The organism is Parasphingomonas halimpatiens (genome assembly GCF_036663795.1).
Lineage (GTDB): Bacteria > Pseudomonadota > Alphaproteobacteria > Sphingomonadales > Sphingomonadaceae > Sphingomonas.
The window spans coordinates 20,683-43,647 of sequence record NZ_JAXOJP010000032.1 but is presented as its reverse complement, the minus strand read 5'-3'; the positions used below and the strand labels follow the sequence as shown (position 1 = coordinate 43,647).

Below are 22,965 nucleotides of genomic sequence, written 5' to 3'. Positions count from 1 at the left end.
AAAACTTCATGGGCCTTCCCCTTTCGCCGCTGCTCCGGATCGGCAGCTACACCGTTCGCCAGCACCTCAAGGGCGGCAAATATCCGCTCGTGCTGATGCTCGAGCCGCTGTTGCGCTGCAATCTCGCCTGCCCGGGCTGCGGCAAGATCGACTATCCCGATGCGATCCTCAACCAGCGCCTGTCCTATGACCAGTGCATGGAGGCGATCGACGAGTGCGGCGCGCCGGCGGTATCGATCGCCGGCGGCGAGCCGCTGTTGCATCGCGACATGCCGCAGATCGTCAAGGGTTACATCGCCAAGAAGAAGTTCGTCATCCTGTGCACCAACGCGCTGCTGATGAAGAAGAAGATCGACGATTATGCGCCGTCGCCCTTCTTCACCTGGTCGATCCATCTCGATGGCGACAAGGGCATGCACGACCATGCCGTCGATCAGGACGGCACCTATGAGGTCGCGATCGAGGCGATCCAGCTGGCCAAGGCCAGGGGCTTCCGCGTCCAGGTCAATTGCACCGTGTTCGACGGCGCCAGCCCTGAGCGGCTCGCCAGCTATTTCGACACGATGAAGGAGCTCGGCGTCGAGATCACCATCTCGCCCGGCTATGCCTATGAGCGCGCCGCCGACCAGGAGCATTTCCTCAACCGCCAGAAGACCCGCCAGTTCTTCCGCGACGTGTTCAAGCGCGGCGATGGCGGCAAGGCGTGGAACTTCACCAATTCGCCGCTGTTCCTCGACTTCCTCGCCGGCAACCAGACCTATGAATGCACGCCCTGGTCGATGCCGCTGCGCACCGTGTTCGGTTGGCAGAAGCCCTGCTACCTCGTCGGCGAAGGCTATGTAGCGAGCTTCAAGGAGCTGATGGAAGGCACCGAATGGGACCAATATGGTGTCGGCAAATATGAAAAATGTGCCGACTGCATGGTCCATTGCGGCTTCGAGGGCACCGCGGCGACGGACTCGATCCGTCACCCGCTCAAGATGTTCGCCATCGGCCGCAAGGGCGTGCGCACCGAAGGGCCGATGGCACCCGATATCGACCTGACGCACCAGCGCCCGGCCGAGCATGTCCATTCAAGCCATGTCGAGCGCGAGCTGGCCAAGATCAAGGCCGCCAATCCCGCCGCGTCCAAGCACGTCGTAAACGCGGCTTAGCGCGGCAAAGGCGCGTCCCGCGCTTCGCCCGGTCGCGATCAGCGCCGGGAGCTGCGCTGGGTGCCGCGCGAGTGAGGCGAGCACCGCGCCCAGCGCCACGCTGCCATCGGGCTTCATGCCCACCAGCGCGGCCGGCGGCAGCGCCTGATCGGCGCTGTCGGAGATCGTCCTGACGATCGCAAAGGGCAGGCCATGCCGCGCGGCGACGCGCGCGGCGATGTGCGATTCCATGTCCACGGCGATGGCGCCGGTGCGGGCGAAGAGGTCGCGTTTTTCGGCCGCGCTGGCGATGATGGAGTCGGTGGCGAGAATGGTGCCAACGGTCGCTTCGGGCAGCTGGCTGGCGAGCCATCCAAAAAATACCTCCCCGGAACGGGGAGGGGGACCAGCGAAGCTGGTGGAGGGGGATTGCCCCGCGCGCAGCGTTTGCGGCTCACCCCCACCACCACTCGCTTCGCGAGCGGTCCCCCTCCCCGTGCCGGGGAGGTGTGAGAAGAGGCTGCCAACAACCACATCTCCAGCCTTCAGCGCCGGATCCAGCGCCCCCGCCAACCCGCTCGACAAAAGCATCGTCGACCCGCCTGCCGCCGCCTCCAGCGCCGCCTCCAGCCGCGCGGCATCGCCGCCGCCGGCCACCACCGTCAGCCCGGGCCGCGCGATGATCCGTGCTTCGCGCGTCAACCCGCACGCGACGAGGATCGTCACATCCCGAACGCCACATGCGCCGCGTTGGAGCGCTTGAGGTTGCGATAACGCGCCACCGCCCAGAGCGGGAAGTAAGCCGGGTAGCCGTGATAGCGCAGATAGAAGACGCGCGGGAAACCCCCGCCGGTATAATGTTCCTGCCCCCACAGCCCGTCATCCTGCTGCGTCGCCATCAGGTAACGTACGCCACGCTCGACCGCGGGGTGATCGACCTCGCCCGCCGCCATCAGCCCGAGCAGCGCCCAGCCGGTCTGCGACGCGGTCGAGGGGGCAGGGGTGTAGCCCTTGTACGCCAGGTCATAGCTGTCGCAGTCCTCGCCCCAGCCGCCATCGGCATTTTGCGTCGCAATCAGCCAGCCGGCGCCCTTACGCACCACCGGCGCCTGCGGGTCGACCCCGGCGGCATTGAGCGCGCACAGCGCCGACCAGGTGCCATAGATGTAATTCACGCCCCAGCGCCCGAACCAGCTGCCGTCCGGCGCCTGCTCCTTTTCGAGATAGCCCAGTGCGGCCTTCATCGCCGGCGTGTCGGTCTCGCCGAGCTGCGCCAGCATCGAGATGCAGCGCGCGCTGACATCGGCGGTCGGCGGGTCGAGCAGCGCGCCATGGTCGGCGAAGGGGATGTTGTTCAGATAATGATAGCTGTTGTCGGCGTCGAACGCGCCCCAGCCGCCGTCGCGGCTTTGCAGGCCGACGGTCCATTCGCGGCCGCGCGCGATCGCCTCGTCATAATCGGCGCCGGTTTTGGCGTGTGCGCGGTCCATCGCCATCACCACCACGGCGGTGTCGTCGAGATCGGGATAATGCGCATTGTTGTACTGGAACGCCCAACCGCCCGGCCGCACGCCGGGTTTCTCCTCGGCCCAGTCGCCCTTGACGTCGAGCACCTGCAGCGGCTTGAGCCACGCCAGCGCCGCCGCCGCGCGGCGCTCATTGTCGTCGCCGCCGGCCTCCATCATCGCATGCGCGGCGAGCGCGGTGTCCCACACCGGCGAGACGCAGGGCTGGCAATAGGCCTCGTCGTCACCGACCACGAGCAACTTCTCGACCGAGGTCCGCGCGATGGCGCGGTGCGGATGGTCGGGGGCATAGCCGAGGCAGTCGAACATCATCACGCTGTTGGCCATCGCAGGATAGATCGCGCCGAGCCCGTCCTCGCCGTTGAGCCGCTCGGTGACGAAATCGACACAGGCCTGGATCGCGCGCTGCCGCGTGCCACGCGGCCACAGCGGCTCGACCAGCTTGAGCACCGTGTCGAGGCCGTTGAAGAACATTGTCCAGCCGCGCTTGGTGTCGGCCGCCTTGCTGACCAGCCGCGCCTGCCTGCCGATATAGAGCTCGTCGACCTTCACGCCGCTCTCGTTGCGCGCGACCGGCTTCAGCGCAGCGAGGACGAGCAGCGGCACGATCACCGTGCGCGCCCAGTAGGACATTTTTGACAGATGTACCGGGAACCAGCGCGGCAGCAGGATCAGCTCGACCGGCAGCGTCGGCACGACGGACCATGGCCCGGCCGCGAACAGCGCGAGCTGGATCTTGGTGAAGACATTGACCGCCTCGGCCCCGCCCGCGTCATGGATCGCGGCGCGCGCCCGCGCCATGTGCGGCGCTCCGATATCGTCACCGATCATCTTGAGCGCATAATAGGCCTTCACCGTCGCGCTGACGTCGAACGCGCCGCCATGGAACAGCGGCCAGCCGCCATGATCGGCCTGGATACGGCGCAGATAGTTCCCGATCTTCGCCTCGATCACGGCATCGCGCGGTTCGCCGAGATAATGTCGCAGTAATACATATTCGGCCGGTATTGTTGCATCGGCCTCGAGTTCGAACACCCAATGGCCATCGTCCTTCTGGCGCGCGGCGAGTGCGGCGGCGGCGCGGGCGGCGCTCGCATCGGCGGCGCTGACGATATCGATCGGTGGTTCGAGGAGGGTGGCCATGGGTCGGACTATACCGCCACGGTGGCCGACGCCAAGCGTGCCGCGACCGTGCCCGAGCGCAGCGCACCCTCGATCGTCGCCGGCAGCCCGGTCTGCGTCCAGTCGCCGGCCAAGAAGAGATTGTTCCATCGGGTCCGGGCCGGTGGCCGTTTGGCATCCTGCGCCGGCGTCGCGGCGAAGGTCGCGCGCTTTTCCTTGACGATCTGCCATGGCGGCAACGCGGCCGGCAGCCCGTGCACTGCGGCGATATCGGCCCAGAAGGCACGGGCGAGCTCTTCGCGGTCGCGATCGACGAGATGCTCCGCGGCGCTGACCGTTACTGACAGCCGATTGGGAAAGGCGAAGATCCATTCCGCCGTCCCGCCGATCACCCCGAGCATCGCCGGGGTGCCCGGTGGCGGCGTGAACGCGAAATGCGCATTGACGATCGCGCGGAAGTCGTCGGGCACAGTCAGGTCGGGCACCAAAGTCGCCGCCACCCAGGGCGGCACTGCCAGCACGACCCGCTCGTCCGCCGCCACCGCTACGAGCCCGTCGCCGAAATCGAGCGCGGAAACACGTAACCCGTCGAACGTCAGCCCGCGCAACCTTTGCCCGAGCGTCACGCTGGCCCCGCCGCGCGCCAGCCAGGCGAGGGCAGGGTCGACGAACGCCGCCGCCAGCGTCGGCTCGGCAATCCGCGGCTGCATCGCCGCACCGCCGCGCGCGAGCGATTCGCGCAGCACCGCTGCGGTCAGCCGTGCCGACCCTTCGGCCGGCGCGGTGTTGAGCGCGGCGAGCAGCACCGGCTCGATCAGCCGCGTCCACACCCGCCCGTGCGAATCGACCCGATCGCCGACGGTGTCGTCCCTCCCGCCGCGCATCAGCGGCGCGAGGCGCAGATAGTCGTTCAGCCGGGTCCCCGGCACGCGCCGCGCCGGCGCCAGCACCCACCAGGGCAGCCGCCCGTCATTGGGCCGGAACGACCAGCGCTCGCCGCTCGCCCGGTCGACAAAGGCGAAGTCGGCGGCGTCAGGTCCGCTCAGCCGGTCCGATGCACCGATCGTGGCGAGGTAGGAGGCGACCGCGCGATTGCCCGACAGCACGAGGTGATTGCCATTGTCGATCATCCGCCCGAGCTGCGGGTCGTGATAGCTTCGACAGCGCCCGCCCGCCTGCGCCGCGCCGTCGACCAGCGTCACCGCGAATCCCGCTTCGGTCAGCGCTACGGCCGCCGACAGGCCAGCCAGCCCCGCGCCGATCACCCATGCTCGCCTGCTCAACGCAGCAGCCACAACCGCAGCACGGTGAACAGCAAGGCCGGCTTGTTGACCTTGATCCGCGCGCGCGGTGGCACCCAGCCGGCCTGCTCCATGCGCCGCAGGATCTGGGCATAGACCGCCTCCATCAGCCGCGGCGCGAGCAAATGGCCCGGCGGCTTGCGGCGCAGGATCGCGGCGGCGGCGCGATAATGGTCGCGTGCGATCGCGGCGAGCTGGCGGCACACCATGTCGATGCGCGGATCGGCGATCACCGCGAGCGGCGTCCGCAGCGCGATCCCGACCGCCTCGACATGCTCGCGCGCAAGATAGGCCCGGCCGATCGCGGCATCCTCGTCGATGTCGCGCAATATGTTGGTCAGCTGCAAGGCGCGGCCGAGATGATGCGCCAGCGCGATCCCGTCGTCGCGCGGCATGCCGAAGATCCGCACCGACAACCGCCCCACCGCCGAGGCGACGCGGTCGCAATAGAGCTCGAGCGTGGCGAGCGGCGGGAACTGGATGTCCTCCGCCACGTCCATCGCCATGCCGTCGATCACGGCCATGAAATCGGTCATGTCGAGGTCGAACCGCCTGACCGCCTCGGCGACCAGCACCGCGCGGCCGGGATCGCCGCCGGCGTAGAGCGAGGCGATGTCGGCGCGCCACAACTCCAGTTCGGCGGCGCGTGCCGGCCGCTCGCCGATCTCGTCGTCGGCAATGTCGTCGACGGCGCGGCAAAAGGCGTAGATCGCGTACATCGCCTCGCGCTCGGCCTTGGGCAGCACGCGCATCCCGGCATAGAAGGAACTGCCCGAAACCTGTGCCTGGAGCGACGCGGGGGTGGATTTCGGGTTCATCGCCCCACCAGTCGTCCAAGCACCGCCAGCGACGCAAGCCCCAGCGCCTCGACCGGGCGGTGATGGACGCGCTCGGCGAGCGGGTCGCGCGTCTTCAGCCGCTGCGTCAGGCTCGTCGCGAGCCGGTGGATCACCGCCACTTCCAGCGCCAGCCGCCGGTCGCGGATCGCGCCCGCAAAACCGCGCGATTGCGCGAGCAACTCCTCGGTCATTTCGGCGAGCTCGACGATCGTCGCGCGCAGCCCCGCGCTTGCCGCCGGCGCGGCGAGATCCTCGACCGTCGCGCCATGCGCGGCGAGCATGTCGAGCGGCAGATAGACGCGGTCGATCGTGCGGTAATCCTTCGGGCAATCCTGCAGATGGTTGATCACCTGCAAGGCGGCGCACAGTGCGTCGGAGGCCGGCCAGAGTGCCTCGGATTCACCATGCACGTCGAGCACATAGCGCCCGACCGGCATCGCCGAATAACGGCAATAATCGAGCAGCGCGTCCCAGTCGGCGCAGCGATTCACGCGGCAGTCGCGCTCGAACGCGGTCAACAGGTCGAGCCCGTGGCGCGGCGACAGCCCGCGTTCGGCCAGCGTCTCGCGCAGCGCCAGCGCGGTGTCGCTGCCGTTGCTGAGCCCCGAAAGCGTCGCGCGCATTTCGCCGAGCAGTGCCAGCCGCTCGGCGCTGCTCGCGCTGCCATTGTCGGCGATATCGTCGGCGGCGCGCGCGAAGCGGTAGAAGGCCATCACCGGCGCACGGTGCGCCGGCTTGAGGATCGCCGAGGCGACGGGGAAATTCTCGTCCTTGTGCCCCTTGCCCGAGGCGAGTGCGATCGCGGCCTGGTTCACCGTGTCGCTGCCTGGGCTCGGCCCTTCCACATTCCGCCACGTCCCCGATGGTGCTGCCACGCCGATAGCAAGGTGCAAGCGGCGTAGAAAGCAGCGATTCCCGGCAACGACATGCCCCAGCCCCAGGGCCGGCGATAGAAGGAAAGCATCGGCTGGAACGACAGCGCCATCAGCACCCATGCCGCGCCCCCGAGCCATTGCGGCCAGCCGCTCGCCAGCAGCGTCAGCGCCGGCGGCGCGCCATAGACTAGCGCAAGACCCAGCAGCGTGCCGAGCAGCAGCAACGGATTATAGTTGAGCTGGGCATAGGCCGAACGCGAGATCATCGCCGCGACGCTGGCAAGCGTCTCATAGGGCCGGATGCTGCGCGAGCGTTCGGTCAGGCCGAGCCAGATCGGCCCCTGCCGCTTGAGCGCGGCGCCCAGCGCGCAATCATCGATCAGCGCGGTGCGGATCGCGGCGATCCCGCCCACCGCGTCGAGCGCCTCGCGCCGCACCAGCATGCACCCACCCGCCGCCGCGCCGACGCCGCCCGGCCGGTTCACCCAGCGGAACGGGTAGAGCAGCTGGAAGAAGAACACGAAGGCCGGGATCAGCCCGCGCTCGGCCATGCTCTCGCAGCGCAGCTTGGCCATCAGCGATACCATCGCCAGCCCGCCCGCCTCGGCGCGCGCGACGAGGCTGGTCAGCGTGTCGGGGTCATGCGCGATGTCGGCATCGGTCAGCCAGAGATAACGCGGTGAATCGCTGGCAAGCGCGACACCCTGCGAAACCGCCCACAGCTTGCCGGTCCAGCCCGGCGCGAGCGGGGCGCCGCGTAGCACTTCCAACGCAAGCCCCTCCCCTTCAGGGGAGGGGTTGGGGTGGGGGCCATCCACGCGCGCGCTGGTCTCGATGAGATTGAGACGCCCCACCCCCAACCCCTCCCCTGAAGGGGAGGGGCGAGAAGGAACACGAAGCGCGCGCGCAATCTCCGCCGTCCCATCGCTGCTCGAGTCATCGACCAGAATGATCCGAAAAGCACCAGGATAATCCTGCGCCAGCAAGCTGCCGATCGACTCGCCAATCACCGCCGCCTCGTCACGCGCCGGCACCACCGCGACCACCTCGGGCCAGTGCTCGGGCAGCGGCGGCACGCCGCGTGTGTCGCGCTCGCGCGCCAGCCAGAAGCCGCCGCGCGCGAAGATCAGCACCAGCCAGATCGCCAGCGTCACCCCGCCGAGGATCGTCAGGATCACGAAATCTTCCCCGCGTCGCGAAACCACGCGATCGCATCCCGCAGTGCTTCTTCATGCGGCCGCGCGCGATAGCCCAGCTCGGCCTCGGCCTTGGCGCTGGTGAAATACATATTGTGCGCCGCCATGCGCAGCCCGTCGAGCGTCAGGAAGGGCTCGCGCCCGGTCACCCGCGCCAGTTGCTCATTGGCCCAGGCGAGCGGGAACAGCGGCGCGCGCGGCAGGCTCACCGTCGGCGGTTTCCGCCCGACCAGCCCGGCGATCGTCGCCAGCATCGCGCGCAACGACACGTCCTGCCCGCCGAGAATATAACGCTCGCCGATCCGCCCGCGCTGCAGCGCCAGCACATGCCCCTCGGCGACGTCGTCGACATGGACGAGGTTGAGCCCGCTGTCGACGAACGCCGGCATCTGGCCAGACGCGGCCTCGATCACGATCCGCCCGGTCGGCGTCGGCCGCACGTCGCGCGGGCCAATTGGTGTCGAGGGCAGCACCAGCACCGCCGCCAGGCCGTCCCGCGCCACCGCGTCGATCACCATCCGCTCTGCCTCGACCTTGCTGCGCTTGTACGCGCCGACCGCCTGGTCGGGTGTCGCGGTGCGGCTTTCGTCTGCGGGTGCGTGGTCGTCGGGTCGCAACGTCGCAACGCTGCTGGTATAGACCAGCCGTTCGACGCCGGCGGCCAGCGCCGCCGCGACGATATTGCCCGTGCCCGCGCGGTTGTTGCGCACGATTTCCTCGGGGTCCGCCGCCCAGATCCGGTAATCGGCCGCGACATGCACCACCGCGCCGACCCCCGCCATCGCGCGGTCGAGCGAGGCGCGGTCGAGCAGGTCGCCGGTGACGATCTCGGCATCGAGCCCTTCTAGGTTGCCGCGCGGGCTCGACGCCCGCACCATCGCCCGCACGCGATAACCATGCCGTAGCAACGCCCGCGCCACCGCCGCGCCGACAAAGCCCGAGGCGCCGGTGAGCAGGACAGGGGCGGGGGGTGCGGTCAGGTCGGGCTCCAATTTAGCCCCCCCCCTTCAGGGGAGGGGCTGGGGTGGGGGCCATCCACGCACGATGTGGTCGCGATTGCCTCACCCCAAACCCGTCCGCCGCGAGGGAGGGCCGAGAAGGACCGACCTCCTAGCCGGGTTGTTGCGCGCGGGAAACCATCATCAGCCGATGCCGCGCGACGGGCAAGGCACCGTGCCTTGCCGCCGACCAGCAGATTTCGGATCGGAAAGCGCTCGGTCGGCAGCCGCTCCAATAGCGGAAACGCTTAAACGCCTACTGGTGGATTGAGGCGGGATCGAGCGGCAGACAGTTGGTGAGCGTAATGAGCGCAGAATGGCGCGACCAGTTGACGTTCAAGCTGGCCAAGGACCGCATCAAGAACCGTCGACTCTGCCGTGGCGGCAGAGGCTTCTTCCGTCGCAGCTCGCTCCGAGAGAAACTCGAAAAACACAATGGCATGATCCGCGTCCAAGTGGATCACCGCGTGATCAGTCGCCCCGTTCTCGTCGCCCATGCGTTGTTATGGCTCGCCGGTGCCGAGGGCGCAATCTCCGCTATCCACCACTTTCCCCGTTCTGGCGTCGTCGATCGACGCGACCCGCCTGTAAGCCGACCGGCAGGTAACGGGGCGAAAGCCTGCCCGGCGGAACCCGCCGCAATTGAAGACATCGATCGGCACTGGCAGGGTAGTCAGCACACAGCCGGAGGCCCGCATGTTGAAGGGATCATGCCATTGTGGTGCGGCAGCCTGGACCCTCACGGGTGACCCCGGCTCCGTTACCGCCTGCAACTGCACCTTATGTCACCGCTACGGCGCCCTGTGGGCCTATGATTTCGAAGGAGGGCGGATCAGCGTCGCCGGACCGACATCGCGCTTTCGTCGGCCCGGCAAGGATGATCCGGCGCTGGAGATCCTGTTTTGCCCATCCTGTGCCGGAGCCCTGGCGTGGCGCGGCTTGCGGCTGGAAGAGGATGGCCGGCGGCGCATGGCGGTGAACGTGCGGCTCGCTGACCTCGAAGCCGTCGGGGACCTTCCGATCGATCATTTCGACGGCTTCGATACCTTCGAGGACCTTCCTCCCAGCGGAAAGACCGTGCGCGACCTCTGGGCCTGACGACGCGCTCCAGCGCGGCGTCTGAAATCCGACCGGCAGGTCTGGGATCGGAAAACTGCCTGGCAGTAAGTCCCCAAGAGCGGACCTCGCTGACCGCAAAGGCCTGCCTCAGGCCTGGGCGTGCACGCGTTTTGCCGATCGACTTGACGGGCATTAGGGTGATCGCCAGCCTGCGAACATGATCATTCCGACCTTCCTCGCGCTTGCGCTTTCCGCCTCCGCAATTGACCAAGCCGACACTGCTGACGCACGCTGCCTCGCATGGTTCCTCATTCTCGAAAGCAAGCCTGATCAATATTGGCCTGATCAATATTGGGATGCCGCGTTCGCCAAGTCGGCTGCGTTATATTATGCGGGTCGCATCAGTGGCCGTGATCCGGCGGCGGATCTACAGGCAATAATTTTGCACGCAGCACCAATGGCGCGGAGGCTGTCGCCGGCGGAACGCGCGCAGTGCAGAGGCGCGCTCAAACCGGTCGGCGTCGCCCTCCACGGCGCCGCCGACTTGATCAACCGCCACTAACAGGCACACTGCTCACGCGGTCGCGTGCGCGCTCCGGACGCGGTCCCGACCCGAAAATGCAAAGCCATGATGAGGGAAATATGTGGAAATTCGCGTCAGTCGCTTTGATGGCGGCGTCGCTACCTTGCACCGCGCAGGCGCAGACTGTGCCGGTTCCGGACGCTGCGACGATCGTGATGCCGAACCTGTCAGGATCGGCAGACCCGGCGGTCGTCAGCGACGGTTGGAAATATTTCTTCTTCCAGCGGAATGGCGTCAGCTTTGAAGAAGCCTATGCAGATTTCGCGGATTGCCACCGCTTCCTGCAGCCCAATGACTGGACAACGGTGAAGTTGAACCGCTTCGTCCCGTGGAACGGCACGCCCGGCAAGAAGGCCGAGAATCTGCCCAACCCGTACGGGCTGGTCGGCGCGCTGATCGGCGGGATGATCGAAGGCACGCTGGTTCGCCGCGATTATCAGGCCAAGATGCGGCGCTGCATGGAGCCGCGCGGATATACGCGCTACGGGGTCGCCGAGGAAATTTGGGAGTGCGTTTCCAAACTTCCGCTCGACCAGTGGGTCGCGGTCCAGGCGAAGATCGCTTCCAGTCCGGATTTCGGCGGAAAGGTGCCGGTCAAATGAAGAAGCTCGTGCTGGCCCTTAGCCTGGCCCTTGCCTCCTCGCCCGCCGCCTTTGCGAAACCGGCTGACGAGATGACAGAGATCCGCGGCGACAAGCCGGTCACGCTGCGCGCGGACCGCGCTTATTTTCTGTTCCGTACCAGTTTCCCCGTCAGCCCGGTTTTCCTGCGCATTCCCACCGATGCCGAGATGCAAGCCTATGACGCGGGGCGGCGCGAAGCCTTCGCCAAGGCGGAGCCCGAACTGATCCGCAAGCGCCAGAGCGCGATCGCGCGCACGGAAGCCGCCGAAGCGGCCGGCCAGAAGTCCGACATCGCGATTCCGCCCGTGCCGACGCTGGACGAGTTTAATTTCGTCTATGGCGAGGTGCGCAATGCCCAGACCATCAGGATGAGCCAGCCGTTCGAAACCACGGGCAAAGAGAAGATGATGCTGATCGAGGCGCTGCCCGGCCAGTACGTTCTTTACGGGCTTGGCTATGGCGAGATCTTTCATACCTGCCTGTGCCTTGGAACGGTGTCATTCACGGCGAAGCCCGGCCAGATCGCGGATCTTGGCACGCTGTTCGTGGCGTTGGCGTCGGAGAAGTCGGACATCCCGGAACTTGCCAGCGAGACCGGCTTCGGCCCAAGCATGAACGGGCACAGCGTGACCTGGTCCGCAGCGGTCCGCCCCGCCACGGCGTCGACACCGGTGCCACCGCTGCTGGCTGGCAAGCCGCTTGTGCCCGCCAACTATCGCGCCACGGGCAAGTTTGTTGCCGGCTTTGCGTTCAACGTGAACCGCCTCGCGCCAATCCCGGGCGTTCTTGGTTACGATAGGGGCAACGTGCTGGATCTCGCGAACAATAGCATCGCACCGAACCAATATTAGCGCCGCATCAGCCGTTGCACTCTCCGCACATCGATAGAAGGAACGGACTGCATCGGGGTTGGCTGGCTTGGGCTGCAGGCCGTGGCAACGGGAGCAGCAGCGTTCATTCTTTCACCAAGCACCATCATCGACCTTTGTCACGCGCTGCGGCATGACGCGGCGATGGTCCTTGTCGGCTACATCCTGCTGCTGGTCTCCGCGATCGGTACCTGTTGCCTGATAATCGCCGCCCGGCGTGCGTGGCGGCTCGGATCGCGCGCGCCCGCGGTAGCGGCGAGCGATCGGCCGGTAACGCTGCTCAAACCCTTGCACGGCGCCGAACCAGCCCTGCTCGCCAACCTCACCAGCTTCATCACCCAGACCCATGACGGCCCGCTGCAAATGATCTGCGGCGTGCAGAACCCTGCCGATCCCGCGATCGCCGCCGTCGAAGCACTCCGCGCCGCGCATCCCGACGCCGACATCAGCCTCGTCGTCGACCCGACCCGCCATGGCAGCAACGCCAAAATCTCCAACCTCACCAACATGGTGGCGCATGCGCGCCACGATCTGCTCATTCTCAGCGACAGCGACATGGCGGTCGCACCTGATTACATCGCGCGCGTCATCGCCGCGCTCGACGCTCCCGGCGTCGCCGCGGTCACCTGTCTTTATCGTGGGCGCGGTGATGCCGGACCATGGTCGCGGCTCGCGGCGATGGGAATCAGCCAGCATTTTCTGCCCGAAGTTCTGCTCGGCACCGTGCTCGGGCTGGCCTCGCCCTGCATGGGCTCGACCATCGCGCTGCGTCGCGCGACGCTCGACGCTATCGGCGGGATGGCCGCCTTCGCCGATCTGCTCGCCGACGATTATGCCATGGGCGCGGCGATCCGCGCGCAGGGCGGGCGCATCGCGCTGCCCGACATGTTGCTGACGCATGGCTGCGTCGAGATCAGCTTCGCCACGCTCGCCCGGCGCGAGCTGCGCGCCAATCGCACCATCGCGCGGCTCGATCCGGTCGGGTTCGCCGGCAGCGTCATTCTCCACCCCTTGCCCTTCGCGCTGGCCGGAGGGTTGCTGACCGGTTTCGCGCCGACAGCACTCGCGGCCATCGCCGCCGCGCTCGGTACGCGCCTTGCACTTGCCTTGCTGGTCGATCGTGCGGCAGGAGAGCGCACGGCACCTCTTTGGTGGATTCCGGCGCGCGATCTTTTGTCCTTCGTCCTCTTTCTGGCCACATTTTTCGGGCGTTCGGTTGATTGGCGCGGCGCAAGTTTTACAGTCGATGCAAAGGGCTTGTTGTCGGCCCAGCAGGATAAGCGATCATGATGCGTACCCTTTTCCTCCAGGCACCCTCGTTCGACGGCTATGATGGCGGCGCCGGCGCGCGCTACCAGATGAAGCGCGAGGTCAAATCCTTCTGGTATCCGACCTGGCTTGCCCAGCCCGCCGCGATGGTCGAAGGCTCGAAGCTGATCGACGCGCCCGCGCACGACCAGAGTTGGGACGACATCGCGCACGAGTTCGACACGCGCGACCTCGTCATCCTCCACACCTCGACGCCGAGCTTCAACCAGGACATCCGCACCGCCGCGCTGATCAAGGCGCGCAACTCGAATATCCTGATCGGCTTCGTCGGCGCCAAGGTCGCGGTCGAGCCCGACAAGAGCCTCGCCGCCACGCCGCACGTCGATTTCGTCGCGCGCGAGGAATATGATTTCACGGTCCTCGAGATCGCCCAGGGCAAGCCGCTCGCCGAGGTCGACGGCATCACGTGGCGCGCGCCCGACGGCGCCTTCATCCGCAACAAGGATCGCGCCATCATCGAGGACATGGACGTCCTCCCGATGGTCTCGCCGATCTACAAGCGCGACCTGACGATCGACAAATATTTCGGCGGCTATTTGCTCCACCCCTATGTCAGCTTCTACACCGGGCGCGGCTGCAAGAGCCGCTGCACCTTCTGCCTGTGGCCGCAGACGATCAGCGGGCACAATTACCGCTTCCGCTCGGTCCCCAAGGTGATCGAGGAGGTGCAGTATATCCTGAAGGAAATCCCCGAGACCAAGGAGATCTTCTTCGACGACGACACGCTGACCGACAACCATGCCCGCGTCGAGGAACTGGCCATCGCGCTGGGCAAGCTCGGCTTCGGCAAGAAGGGTTTCCCCGTCTCGTGGAGTTGCAACGCCAAGGCCAATGTGCCGCGCAAGACATTGGAAATCCTCAAGGCCAATGGCCTCCGCCTGTTATTGGTCGGTTATGAGAGCGGGAATCAACAGATCCTGCATAACATCAAGAAAGGCCTGCGGATTGATGTCGCGAAGCAGTTCACGAAGGACTGTCACGAACTCGGCATCGTCATCCACGGCACCTTCATCCTCGGCTTGCCCGGCGAGACCGAGGAAACGATTGAGGAGACGATCAACTACGCCAAGGAGATCGACCCGCACACCATCCAGGTGTCGCTCGCCGCGCCCTATCCGGGCACCTTCCTCTACAAGCAGGCGACCGAGAATGGCTGGTTCGACAACAGCAACGATCTGCTGACCGACGGCGGCAACCAGATCGCCCAGCTCAGCTACCCGCATCTCCCGGCCAGCGTGATCTTCGACAAGGTCGAGGAATTCTACAAACGCTTCTATTTCCGCCCGTCGAAAATCTGGTCGATCGTCTCGGAAATGTTGCGCGACTGGAACATGATGAAACGCCGCCTGCGCGAAGGCGTCGAATTCTTCGACTTCCTCCGCCGCCGCAAGGAAGCGGTCTGACCTTCTCCCTCTCCCCTTTGGGGAGAGGGCCGGGGAGAGGGGCCGTGCCGCAAACGATGTCGCCCGAAGAATCCCGAAACTGTTTTCCCCTGAAACGCCGAAAAATCTCCGTGTCTCCGCGCCTCCGCGCGAACAATAGAGTTGATTCACGCGGAGGCGCGGAGGCGCGGAGGAATGAAAGCCGCCACGCGCTGATTCAAAAACGCACGCAGCTATGTTTGCTACCCGCCATGCCACCCCCGCACCCGGACCATGCGCCGCCGCAAGAAAGCGGACCGACCTTCTCCCTCTCCCCGCTTGCGGGGAGTGCCGGTCGGCCATCAAGTCGATTGTGCCCCCGGCACAATCTATGGAATGCCGGGGGCATTCCATACTTGATAGCCGACCGACACTGGTCGGGGAGAGGGGGCGTGCCGCAAATGCTGAAGCCCGATGTATCTCCAGCCCGAACGGCAATGCACGACAACCCTGCGCTACGCCCAGTCGCCGCCCGACCAAGTGGTTCGCACAGAGGCACAGAGGCGCAGAGAATGTCTTTCGCGGCGACGACACGAGGCCCTCTCACGTTCGCCGCGGCTGATGAGCAAAAATGCATTGGTTCGCCGCAAACGCCCCGCAGCGGGTGCAGCGCCTCCGCCAGCCGCAAGCGCAACCCCTCCGCGCCTCCGCGCCTCCGCGCGAACAAATTCTTTTGCTCACGCGAAGCCGCGGAGACTCGGGTTAGCGACAACCACGCCCCCGTGATTCAACATTCCACCCAATCGTTCCCGCCGACCACGGCGCCCGACCAAAACCCCAACCCGAAAAAACATAGAATATTCCCTGCCATTCCCTGCCCGGCAGGGAATTCCCATCATCCGCGACTCGCCATGGTGGCGGCATGAAGACCCTCATCGTCACCGCCGACGATTTCGGCGCCTCGCTCGCGGTCAACGGCGCCGTCGAGCGCGCGCATGTCGACGGCATCCTCACCGCCGCCAGCCTGATGGTCGCCGGCGATGCCGCGTCGGATGCGGTCACGCGCGCCCGCCGCCTGCCGACACTCGGCGTCGGGCTCCACCTCGTCCTGGTCGAGGGCCGCCCCGCGCTACCGGCCGATCAGGTCTCCGAGCTGGTCGACGCCAGCGGCCATTTCCGCACCGACATGGTGATGTCCGCCGTCAACATGACCTTCAACACGCGCGCCCGGCGCCAACTCGCCGCCGAGATCGAAGCGCAATTTGCCGCCTTCGCCGCGACCGGCCTGCCGCTCGACCATGTCAACGCGCATAAGCATTTCCACCTCCACCCGGTGATCGCTTCGCTCGTCCTCAAGATCGGCAGGCGCCACGGCATGCGTGCCGCCCGCGCCCCGGTCGAACCGCGCGCGATCATCGCCGCGATCGAACCCGGCCGCGCGCCGCGCCGCGATCCCGCCACGCTATGGGCGAAGCTGGTGCGCCGCCGCTTCGTCCACGCCGGTATGGCCGTGCCCGATCAGGTCTTCGGCCTCGCCTGGAGCGGCGCGATGGACACCGCCCGCATGCGCGGCCTGATCGCCGCGCTGCCCGATGGTGTAAGCGAGATCTACACCCACCCCGCGACGCATGACGACTGGCCGGGTCACGCGCCCGGGTATCGCTACGCCGACGAGCTCGCCGCGCTGCTTGACGCCCGCGCGCTGGTTCGGGAACAGGGCATCACATTGGCGCGCTTCGCCGATCTCACGGTACGGAGGTAGGACCCTCATGAACTATTATGTCTCGACCGCCCCCAGGCCTGCCGCCCCGCCGCCCGACGCGCCGGTCCGCCGTGGCAGCGATGCGCAGCGCATCCTGTTCTGCCGCACGATGCTCGATACCCACGATCCCTATCGCCCGGCGCTGATCGACCGGTTGCTCTTCGTGCCCGGCGCGCTGCGGCTGATGCGCCGGCGGGCGGTGGCGGCATGAAGCATTACGCCCGGGTAGGGCTGCTCGTTGCGACGCTGGTTGGCATCGCCATCGCTGGCTGGGCGATCGGTGCGGTCGGGCTGCGCGACATTCTCGATGCGATGCGCGCGATCGGATGGCTCGGCATGCTCGTCTTCACGGCTACCTCGCTCGGCGTGCTGTCGATCCTCGGACTCGCCTGGTTCGCGGTCGCGCCAGGGGAGCCGCTGTCGCGTGCCTGGCTGTTCGTTTGGGCGCGGACGACGCGCGAGGCAGCGACCGATGTGCTGCCCTTCTCGCAGCTCGGCGGGCTGGTCGTCGGCGCGCGAACGCTCACCGCCGCCGGCGTACCGGACCGGGTGGTCTATGCCTCGATGGTCGCCGATATGACGACCGAGATGGCGGCGCAGCTGCTGTTCACGCTCGGCGGGGTCGCCACGCTGCTGATGGTGCTGGCGCATCGCCCGGTGCAGCACGACATCGTGCCGCTCGCGCTGGCCGGCCTTGGCGGCATGGTCGCGATCATCATCGCCTTCGTCGTCGCGCAGCGGCCGCTCCTGCGGCTGGCCGGCAAGCTCGGCGCGCGTATCCTGCCCGGCTCGGGCGCGGCGATGGCGGCGGTGCGGGAGCAGCTCGACGCGGTCTACCGCGCGCCGCGCCGCATGATCGCAGCGTTCCTGCTCAACCTGCTGGCGTGGTTCGCCAGCGCCGCGACGGCGTGGATCGCGCTGCGCTTCATGGGTTGTGACGTGCCGTTATGGGCGGTGATCGCGCAGGAGGCGCTGATCTTCACGCTGCGCAGCGTCGCCTTCGCCATCCCCGGCGCGCTCGGCGTGCAGGAGGCGACCTATGCGTTGCTCGGGCCGCTGTTCGGCATCCCGCCGGCAACCGCGCTGGCGCTGTCGCTGCTCAAGCGTGCGCGAGACCTGTTGATCGGCGTGCCCGCGCTTATCCTGTGGCAGGCGGGCGAGGGACGGGCGCTGGCGCGGAGGTTGCGCGCCGCCGCCTAGACGCTGGCACAATCTTGCGACAATTCGCGGTTAGGCGGCGCAACCGCCGCCTCGGCACGCGACATATCCATTTCGAAAGGCTCTAAAGTTTGCGCGGTATCACGATCGGCATGACGGCATTGGCGCTCGGCTCGCTCGCAAGCCCGCTTGCCGCGCAGACGGCACGTCCGACGCGCCCCGCGCCGCCGCCCGCGCCCGAGGCGGGCGACGATGCCGGGCCCGATGTCGTGGTCGAGGGCAGCCGTCTGCCGCCCGGCTCGGTCACCGGCGACATCCCGCCCGAGCAAGTGCTCACCCCGGCCGACATCCGTTCCTATGGCGTCAGTTCGCTGACCGACCTGCTGACCGAACTGGCGCCGCAGACGCGCAGCGGCCGTGGCAATGGCGCGCCGGTGGTACTGCTCAACGGCCGGCGCATCTCGAGCTTCGCCGAGATCCGCGACCTCCCGACCGAGGCGATCGCGCGGATCGACATCCTGCCCGAGGAGGTCGCGCTCAAATACGGCTACAGCGCCGACCAGCGCGTGGTGAACGTCGTGCTGCGCCGCCGCTTTCGCGCCGCCACGCTGGAAGCGGCCGACACACTGGCGACCGATGGCGGTCGCAACACCCCGCTCGGCCATGTCGACGGCCTCAAGATTGCCGGCGACACGCGCCTAAACCTCGATCTCAGCTATACGGCAAGCGACCCGCTGTTCGAGAGCGAGCGTACCCTGATCAGCCGCTCGGCGGGTGGGGTGTACGACATTCGCGGCAATGTCACGCCCGGCCTCGACAGCTCGTTGAAGGCGTTTCCTGAAGTTGATCCGGCGTTGAGCGCGCTGGCCGGTTCTCCCGTGAAGTATGGCGGCATTCCGATCTCTGCAGCAACTGGGCGGCCGGCGCTTGGCGACTTTGTCGGCACCGCGAACAAGTACAATGTCAGCGACTTGTCGAGTGATCGCACATTGCGGCCTTCGTCGCACACCTTCTCGGGTAACCTCGTCTACAGCCGACCGATCGGCAAGGTAAACGCGACGATCAACGCGCGTGTCCAGACCGATGCGACGACCGCCTATCAGGGGCTGCCGGGCGTGTCGTTCACGCTGCCGGCGGGCAATCCCTTTTCGCCTTTCGGCCAGGCGGTGACGGTCAATCGCTATGTCGATGGCGCGCCGCTCGTCCAGCGGACATCGACGCTGGCGACGCATCTGGGTGTCGGGCTGAACGGCAATATCAGTGCAAAGTGGCGCTGGTCGTTCACCGGCAATTACGATCGTAATTACAACGAGACCTTCACCGAAGCCGGGCTCGACAAATCCGCCTTGCAGGCGCGGCTCAATGCCGGTGACCCGACGTTCAATCCGTTCGGCCCGCTCGCACCGACGCAGTTCGGCGTGCTGCCGGCGAACCAGGCCTATTCGACCTCGAACGCGGTCGGTGGCGATGTGCTGCTCAACGGGCCGTTGTTCAAGCTGCCCGCCGGTGCGGTGTCGACCGCGGTGCATATCGGTGCGCAGGCGACCAGCTTCGACACACGCTCGGTGCGCGGCGGCACGACGACGGGCGCGCTGACCCGCAACATCGTCAACGGCCAGATCAATGTCGACGTGCCGCTGACCGGCCGCCGCAACAAGTTCCTCGACGCGATCGGCGACCTGTCGCTCAACGGCAATCTCGCGGTCAACCAGCTGTCGGACTTCGGCACGCTGTGGACGATCGGTTATGGCCTGAACTGGTCGCCGACGCCGTCGCTGCGGCTGCTCGCCTCGTTTACTGACCAGGACCAGGCGCCGAGCTCGCAGCAGCTCGGCAATCCGGTGATCGTCACGCCCAATGTCCGGGTGTTCGACTATGTGCTCGGCCAGACCGCCGACGTCACGCAGACGGCTGGTGGCAACCGCGCGCTGATCTCCAGCGAGCGGCACGTGTTCAAGCTCGGCGCGACCTTCAAACCGTCGGCGACGAAAGATCTCACCTTCACCGCCAATTATGTGAAGAGTGGCACCGACCATCCGATCGCCGGCTTTCCGTCGGATACCCCGGCGATCGAGGCGGCCTTTCCCGGCCGCTTCACACGCGCCGCGCCAGCTCCGGGCATGACGATCGGCGTACTGACGCAGATCGACACCCGGCCGGTTAACTTCCTGCGCGAGGACACGCAGGAGCTGCGCTACGGCATCGACTTCTCGATCCCGCTCAAGTCGAAGCTGCAAAAGCAGTTCGAGGCGTTCCGCGCCGGCAAGGGGGCAAACCCGTTTACCGGGCTCGCCGGTATCTTCGGCCGGCGGCCCAATGGCGGGCAGGGCGGTGGCCAGGGTGGCGACGGGCCGCGCCCCGGCAACGCCGCACCTCCCCCGGGCGCCACGCCGCCGCCAGCCGATGGCGCTGTACCGGGCGGTCCGCCGCCCGCGGGCGGTGATGGACCGGGCGGCGGTCGTCCCGGCGGCTTTGGCGGCGGCGGGTTCGGCGGGCGTGGCGGCGGCGGTGGCGGCGGCGGTTTCGCCAATCGCCTGGCCGGCGCGACCGGCGGGCGCTTGCAGTTCGCGCTCTACCATACCTGGCACTTCGTCGACCGGGTGACGGTCGCGCAGGGCGTCGCGCCGATCGACCTGCTCAACGGCGGCGCAACCGGCAGCGGCGGCGGCCAGCCGCGCCACGAGATCGAGGGGCAGGCCGGCTACAGCAACAATGGCCTCGGCTTCCGGCTGAGCGCCAATTGGCAGAGCGCGACACAGGTCATCGGCGGCACGGTCGGCGCGTCCAATACGCTGCGCTTCGGCAGCCTCGCCAAGTTCGACCTGCGGCTGTTCGACGACCTCACGCAGAATCTCGATTTCCTCAAGAAGCACCATTGGGCGAAGGGCATGCGGATCGGGCTGGCGGTGACCAACATCCTCAACACCCGCCAGCGCGTCACCGACCAGAACGGCGCCGTGCCGCTGAGCTATCAGGGCGCTTATCTCGACCCGCAGGGTCGCGCGGTTCGGCTAACGGTGCGTAAGCTGTTGTTCTGACGGCGCTCGCGCATTGCCGAGCGCTTGACGGCGGCGGTCCCGACCCGCACGGTCGCGTCGGTTGGCAGTCGGGGGGCGGCGGATGAACGGGTTCGATCTGGTCTTTGCGATGTTCGGGCTCGTGCTCGGGCTCGCCGTCACCGAGGTGCTGGCCGGCTTCGCGCGGATCATCAAGATGCGGCGCAAGGCGCATGTCGGCTGGCTGACCCCGTTGCTCGGCACCTTCGTGCTGATCGACATGACGACCTTCTGGAACGTGGTCTATGGGCACCGCGAGCACCTGCACGCCAACCTCGCCACCTTGCTCGTCGTGCTCGCCTTTGTCGGCAGCTACTATCTGATCTCGACGTTGATCTTCCCCGACGATCCGGAAGAGTGGCCCGATTTCGACGTCTATTACGATCGCCACAATCGCCAGGTCCTGGGCGGCATGCTGACGCTGACGCTGGCGCTGGTCGGCGTTTCGGTGATCACGACGATGATGGGGTTGACGGTCAAGGCGGATACGCCGGCGGGCGCCTTTGGCTGGGTCACGGCGCTCGCGGCACTGCTGCACATCCCGCTGCTGATCCTGTTGCTGATCATCAAGTCGCGGCGGCTCAACGTCGCGCTGCTCGGCATCGAGATCGCGCTGATGCTGATCGCGGCCTTTGCCAAGGTGCTGTGAGCAGCTAGTCTCGACTGTAACGTTTTCCCGGGGGCCGCATGAACAGTCTTTTCCGCCGCAAACTCATCACCGAGGCGCGGCTAGAGCACCAATTGGCGCGGACGCTGAGCTGGCCGCATCTCGTCGCACTTGGCGTCGGCTCGATCGTCGGGACGGGCATCCTTACGCTGATCGGGGTCGGGGCCGATCGCGCCGGGCCGGCGGTGCTGCTGAGCTTCGTCGTGGCGGGCGCGATCTGCGCTTGCGCGGCACTGTGCTACGCCGAGATGGCGACGATGATCCCGGCCTCGGGCAGCGCCTATACCTATAGCTATGCCGTGCTCGGCGAGAGCATCGCCTGGGTCGTCGGGTGGAGCCTGATCCTCGAATATTCGCTGGTCGTCTCGACCGTGGCGGTCGGCTGGTCGGGCTATGCGGTCGGGTTTCTCGGCGGCCTCGGGATCAACTTGCCCGAATGGCTGACGCACGGTCCGGAGATGGCCGGCTGGTGGCAGGTCGCGCGCTGGGGGATCAACCTGCCGGCGGTATTCATCATCGCGGTTGTCGCGGGACTGCTGACGCTCGGCACGCATGAAAGCGCGCGGATCAACACCGGGCTGGTGGTGTTGAAGATCGTTACGCTGGCGCTGTTCGTTTTCGTTGCTCTGCCGCATTTCGACGCCGCGAACCTGCATCCGTTCGCACCGTACGGCTATGCCAGCGCGGCCGGCGCGGGCGGCGTGAAGTACGGGATGATGGGCGCTGCGGCGATCATCTTCTTCGCCTTTTACGGCTTCGACGCGATCTCGACCGCAGCGGAGGAGGCGAAGAACCCCGAGCGCGACCTGGCGATCGGCATCGTCGGTTCGATGGTCGCGTGCACGCTTATCTACATGATCGTCGCTGCGGCGGCGGTCGGCGCGGTGCATTTCCAGGTGTTCGGCAAGAGCGCCGAGCCGCTCGCGCTGATCCTGCGCTCGCTCGGCCAGCCCAAGGTTGCAACCGTTGTCGCGGCGGCGGCGGCGATCGCGCTGCCGACGGTGATCCTCGGATTCCTCTACGGCCAGAGCCGCATCTTCCTCGTCATGGCGCGCGACGGCTTCCTGCCGCCGGCGCTGGCCAGGATATCGACGCGCGGGACGCCGGCGCGGATCACGGCGGTGACCGCAATTTTCGTCGGCATCTTCGCCGCGCTCGTCCCGCTCGACGTCATAGCCAGCCTGGCGAACGCCGGCACGCTGTGCGCGTTCATCGCGGTGGCGGCGTGCGTGCTCGTGCTGCGGCGCCGCGATCCGGCTGCGCGGCGGCCGTTCCGGACCCCGCTGGCGTGGATCGTCGCGCCGGGGGCGATCCTCGGTTGCCTCTATCTGTTCACCAGCCTGCAAAAGGTGACGCAGATTTCGTTCCTGGTGTGGAACGCCTTCGGGTTGCTGGTGTATTTCGCTTATGGCCGGGCACGAGCGGTGCTTTAGGCTTGCCTGCAAACACGGCATTGCTCGCTATTTCATAGAATCGTTACGCCTGCAGTTTGCAAATATGAAATTTCC

21 protein-coding genes and 1 pseudogene are annotated in these 22,965 nt (G+C 66.9%); 15 read left to right on the top strand and 7 right to left on the bottom strand.

What is annotated here, in order from left to right:
• The first annotated feature begins 8 nt into the window (after positions 1-8).
• Positions 9-1,154 (top strand): adenosyl-hopene transferase HpnH, encoded by a 1,146-nt coding sequence (gene hpnH, locus U1839_RS21995; RefSeq protein WP_332805717.1) that lies wholly within the window; start codon positions 9-11, stop codon positions 1,152-1,154.
• Here hpnH and U1839_RS21990 read toward each other — a convergent pair.
• From U1839_RS21990 to hpnA, 7 genes are read right to left on the bottom strand one after another with little or no spacing between them, the layout of a single operon-like run.
• Positions 1,074-1,859, bottom strand: a complete 786-nt coding sequence (locus U1839_RS21990; protein ID WP_332805716.1) for a phosphorylase family protein — start codon at positions 1,857-1,859, stop codon at positions 1,074-1,076. The two genes, hpnH and U1839_RS21990, sit on opposite strands and share 81 nt — an antisense overlap.
• Positions 1,856-3,802: a squalene--hopene cyclase gene (gene shc, locus U1839_RS21985; protein ID WP_332805715.1), complete on the bottom strand. Its 1,947-nt coding sequence runs from the start codon at positions 3,800-3,802 to the stop codon at positions 1,856-1,858. Before shc ends, U1839_RS21990 begins: the two co-directional genes overlap by 4 nt.
• An 8-nt stretch (positions 3,803-3,810) precedes the next feature.
• Positions 3,811-5,064 (bottom strand): hydroxysqualene dehydroxylase HpnE, encoded by a 1,254-nt coding sequence (gene hpnE, locus U1839_RS21980; RefSeq protein ID WP_332805714.1) that lies wholly within the window; start codon positions 5,062-5,064, stop codon positions 3,811-3,813.
• Entirely contained in the window at positions 5,061-5,900 is an 840-nt protein-coding gene (hpnD, locus tag U1839_RS21975) for a presqualene diphosphate synthase HpnD (RefSeq protein ID WP_332805713.1), read from the bottom strand. The genes hpnE and hpnD overlap by 4 nt, the downstream gene beginning before the upstream one ends.
• Positions 5,897-6,736, bottom strand: a complete 840-nt coding sequence (gene hpnC / locus U1839_RS21970; RefSeq protein WP_332805712.1) for a squalene synthase HpnC — start codon at positions 6,734-6,736, stop codon at positions 5,897-5,899. Before hpnC ends, hpnD begins: the two co-directional genes overlap by 4 nt.
• Positions 6,733-7,974: a glycosyltransferase gene (locus tag U1839_RS21965; RefSeq protein ID WP_332805711.1), complete on the bottom strand. Its 1,242-nt coding sequence runs from the start codon at positions 7,972-7,974 to the stop codon at positions 6,733-6,735. The genes hpnC and U1839_RS21965 overlap by 4 nt, the downstream gene beginning before the upstream one ends.
• Positions 7,971-8,984 carry a hopanoid-associated sugar epimerase gene (hpnA, locus tag U1839_RS21960; protein ID WP_332805710.1) on the bottom strand — a complete coding sequence of 338 codons (1,014 nt, stop codon included), beginning with the start codon at positions 8,982-8,984 and terminating at the stop codon, positions 7,971-7,973. The genes U1839_RS21965 and hpnA overlap by 4 nt, the downstream gene beginning before the upstream one ends.
• 311 nt (positions 8,985-9,295) lie before the next feature.
• On the opposite strand from hpnA, the gene U1839_RS21955 reads away from it, so the two are divergent.
• The 14 genes and pseudogenes from U1839_RS21955 (at position 9,296) to U1839_RS21895 (ending at position 22,890) form a co-directional block, all read left to right on the top strand.
• A complete protein-coding gene (locus U1839_RS21955; protein ID WP_332805709.1) occupies positions 9,296-9,739 on the top strand; it encodes a hypothetical protein in 444 nt (147 codons plus the stop codon).
• Positions 9,687-9,908 (top strand): annotated as a pseudogene (locus U1839_RS26850) (GFA family protein); the annotation flags it as partial. The gene U1839_RS21955 and the pseudogene U1839_RS26850, both read left to right, overlap by 53 nt.
• A gap of 21 nt (positions 9,909-9,929) precedes the next feature.
• Positions 9,930-10,088 carry a hypothetical protein gene (locus U1839_RS21950; RefSeq protein WP_332805708.1) on the top strand — a complete coding sequence of 53 codons (159 nt, stop codon included), beginning with the start codon at positions 9,930-9,932 and terminating at the stop codon, positions 10,086-10,088.
• Positions 10,089-10,266: 178 nt separating this feature from the next.
• Positions 10,267-10,611: a hypothetical protein gene (locus U1839_RS21945; protein ID WP_332805707.1), complete on the top strand. Its 345-nt coding sequence runs from the start codon at positions 10,267-10,269 to the stop codon at positions 10,609-10,611.
• A 146-nt stretch (positions 10,612-10,757) separates the two neighbouring features.
• Positions 10,758-11,234 carry a hypothetical protein gene (locus tag U1839_RS21940; RefSeq protein WP_332805706.1) on the top strand — a complete coding sequence of 159 codons (477 nt, stop codon included), beginning with the start codon at positions 10,758-10,760 and terminating at the stop codon, positions 11,232-11,234.
• A complete protein-coding gene (locus U1839_RS21935) occupies positions 11,231-12,106 on the top strand; it encodes a hypothetical protein (RefSeq protein ID WP_332805705.1) in 876 nt (291 codons plus the stop codon). The genes U1839_RS21940 and U1839_RS21935 overlap by 4 nt, the downstream gene beginning before the upstream one ends.
• Positions 12,107-12,268: 162 nt before the next feature.
• Positions 12,269-13,414 carry a bacteriohopanetetrol glucosamine biosynthesis glycosyltransferase HpnI gene (gene hpnI, locus U1839_RS21930; RefSeq protein ID WP_332805704.1) on the top strand — a complete coding sequence of 382 codons (1,146 nt, stop codon included), beginning with the start codon at positions 12,269-12,271 and terminating at the stop codon, positions 13,412-13,414.
• A complete protein-coding gene (hpnJ, locus tag U1839_RS21925; protein ID WP_332805703.1) occupies positions 13,411-14,856 on the top strand; it encodes a hopanoid biosynthesis associated radical SAM protein HpnJ in 1,446 nt (481 codons plus the stop codon). The genes hpnI and hpnJ overlap by 4 nt, the downstream gene beginning before the upstream one ends.
• 880 nt (positions 14,857-15,736) lie before the next feature.
• A complete protein-coding gene (hpnK, locus tag U1839_RS21920; protein ID WP_332805702.1) occupies positions 15,737-16,576 on the top strand; it encodes a hopanoid biosynthesis-associated protein HpnK in 840 nt (279 codons plus the stop codon).
• A gap of 7 nt (positions 16,577-16,583) precedes the next feature.
• Complete coding sequence (locus U1839_RS21915) at positions 16,584-16,787, top strand: hypothetical protein (RefSeq protein WP_332805701.1); 204 nt, start codon at positions 16,584-16,586, stop codon at positions 16,785-16,787.
• On the top strand, positions 16,784-17,776 hold the full coding sequence (locus U1839_RS21910) for a lysylphosphatidylglycerol synthase domain-containing protein (protein WP_332805700.1): 993 nt from the start codon (positions 16,784-16,786) through the stop codon (positions 17,774-17,776). Before U1839_RS21915 ends, U1839_RS21910 begins: the two co-directional genes overlap by 4 nt.
• 89 nt (positions 17,777-17,865) lie before the next feature.
• The gene (locus U1839_RS21905) at positions 17,866-20,772 is read left to right on the top strand and encodes a TonB-dependent receptor (RefSeq protein ID WP_332805699.1); all 2,907 of its coding nucleotides are present in this window, start codon (positions 17,866-17,868) and stop codon (positions 20,770-20,772) included.
• 82 nt (positions 20,773-20,854) lie between these two features.
• Positions 20,855-21,439, top strand: a complete 585-nt coding sequence (locus U1839_RS21900) for a hypothetical protein (RefSeq protein WP_332805698.1) — start codon at positions 20,855-20,857, stop codon at positions 21,437-21,439.
• A gap of 38 nt (positions 21,440-21,477) precedes the next feature.
• Positions 21,478-22,890, top strand: coding sequence for an amino acid permease (locus U1839_RS21895; protein WP_332805697.1), 1,413 nt, complete (start codon positions 21,478-21,480; stop codon positions 22,888-22,890).
• The last annotated feature ends 75 nt before the right edge of the window (positions 22,891-22,965 follow it).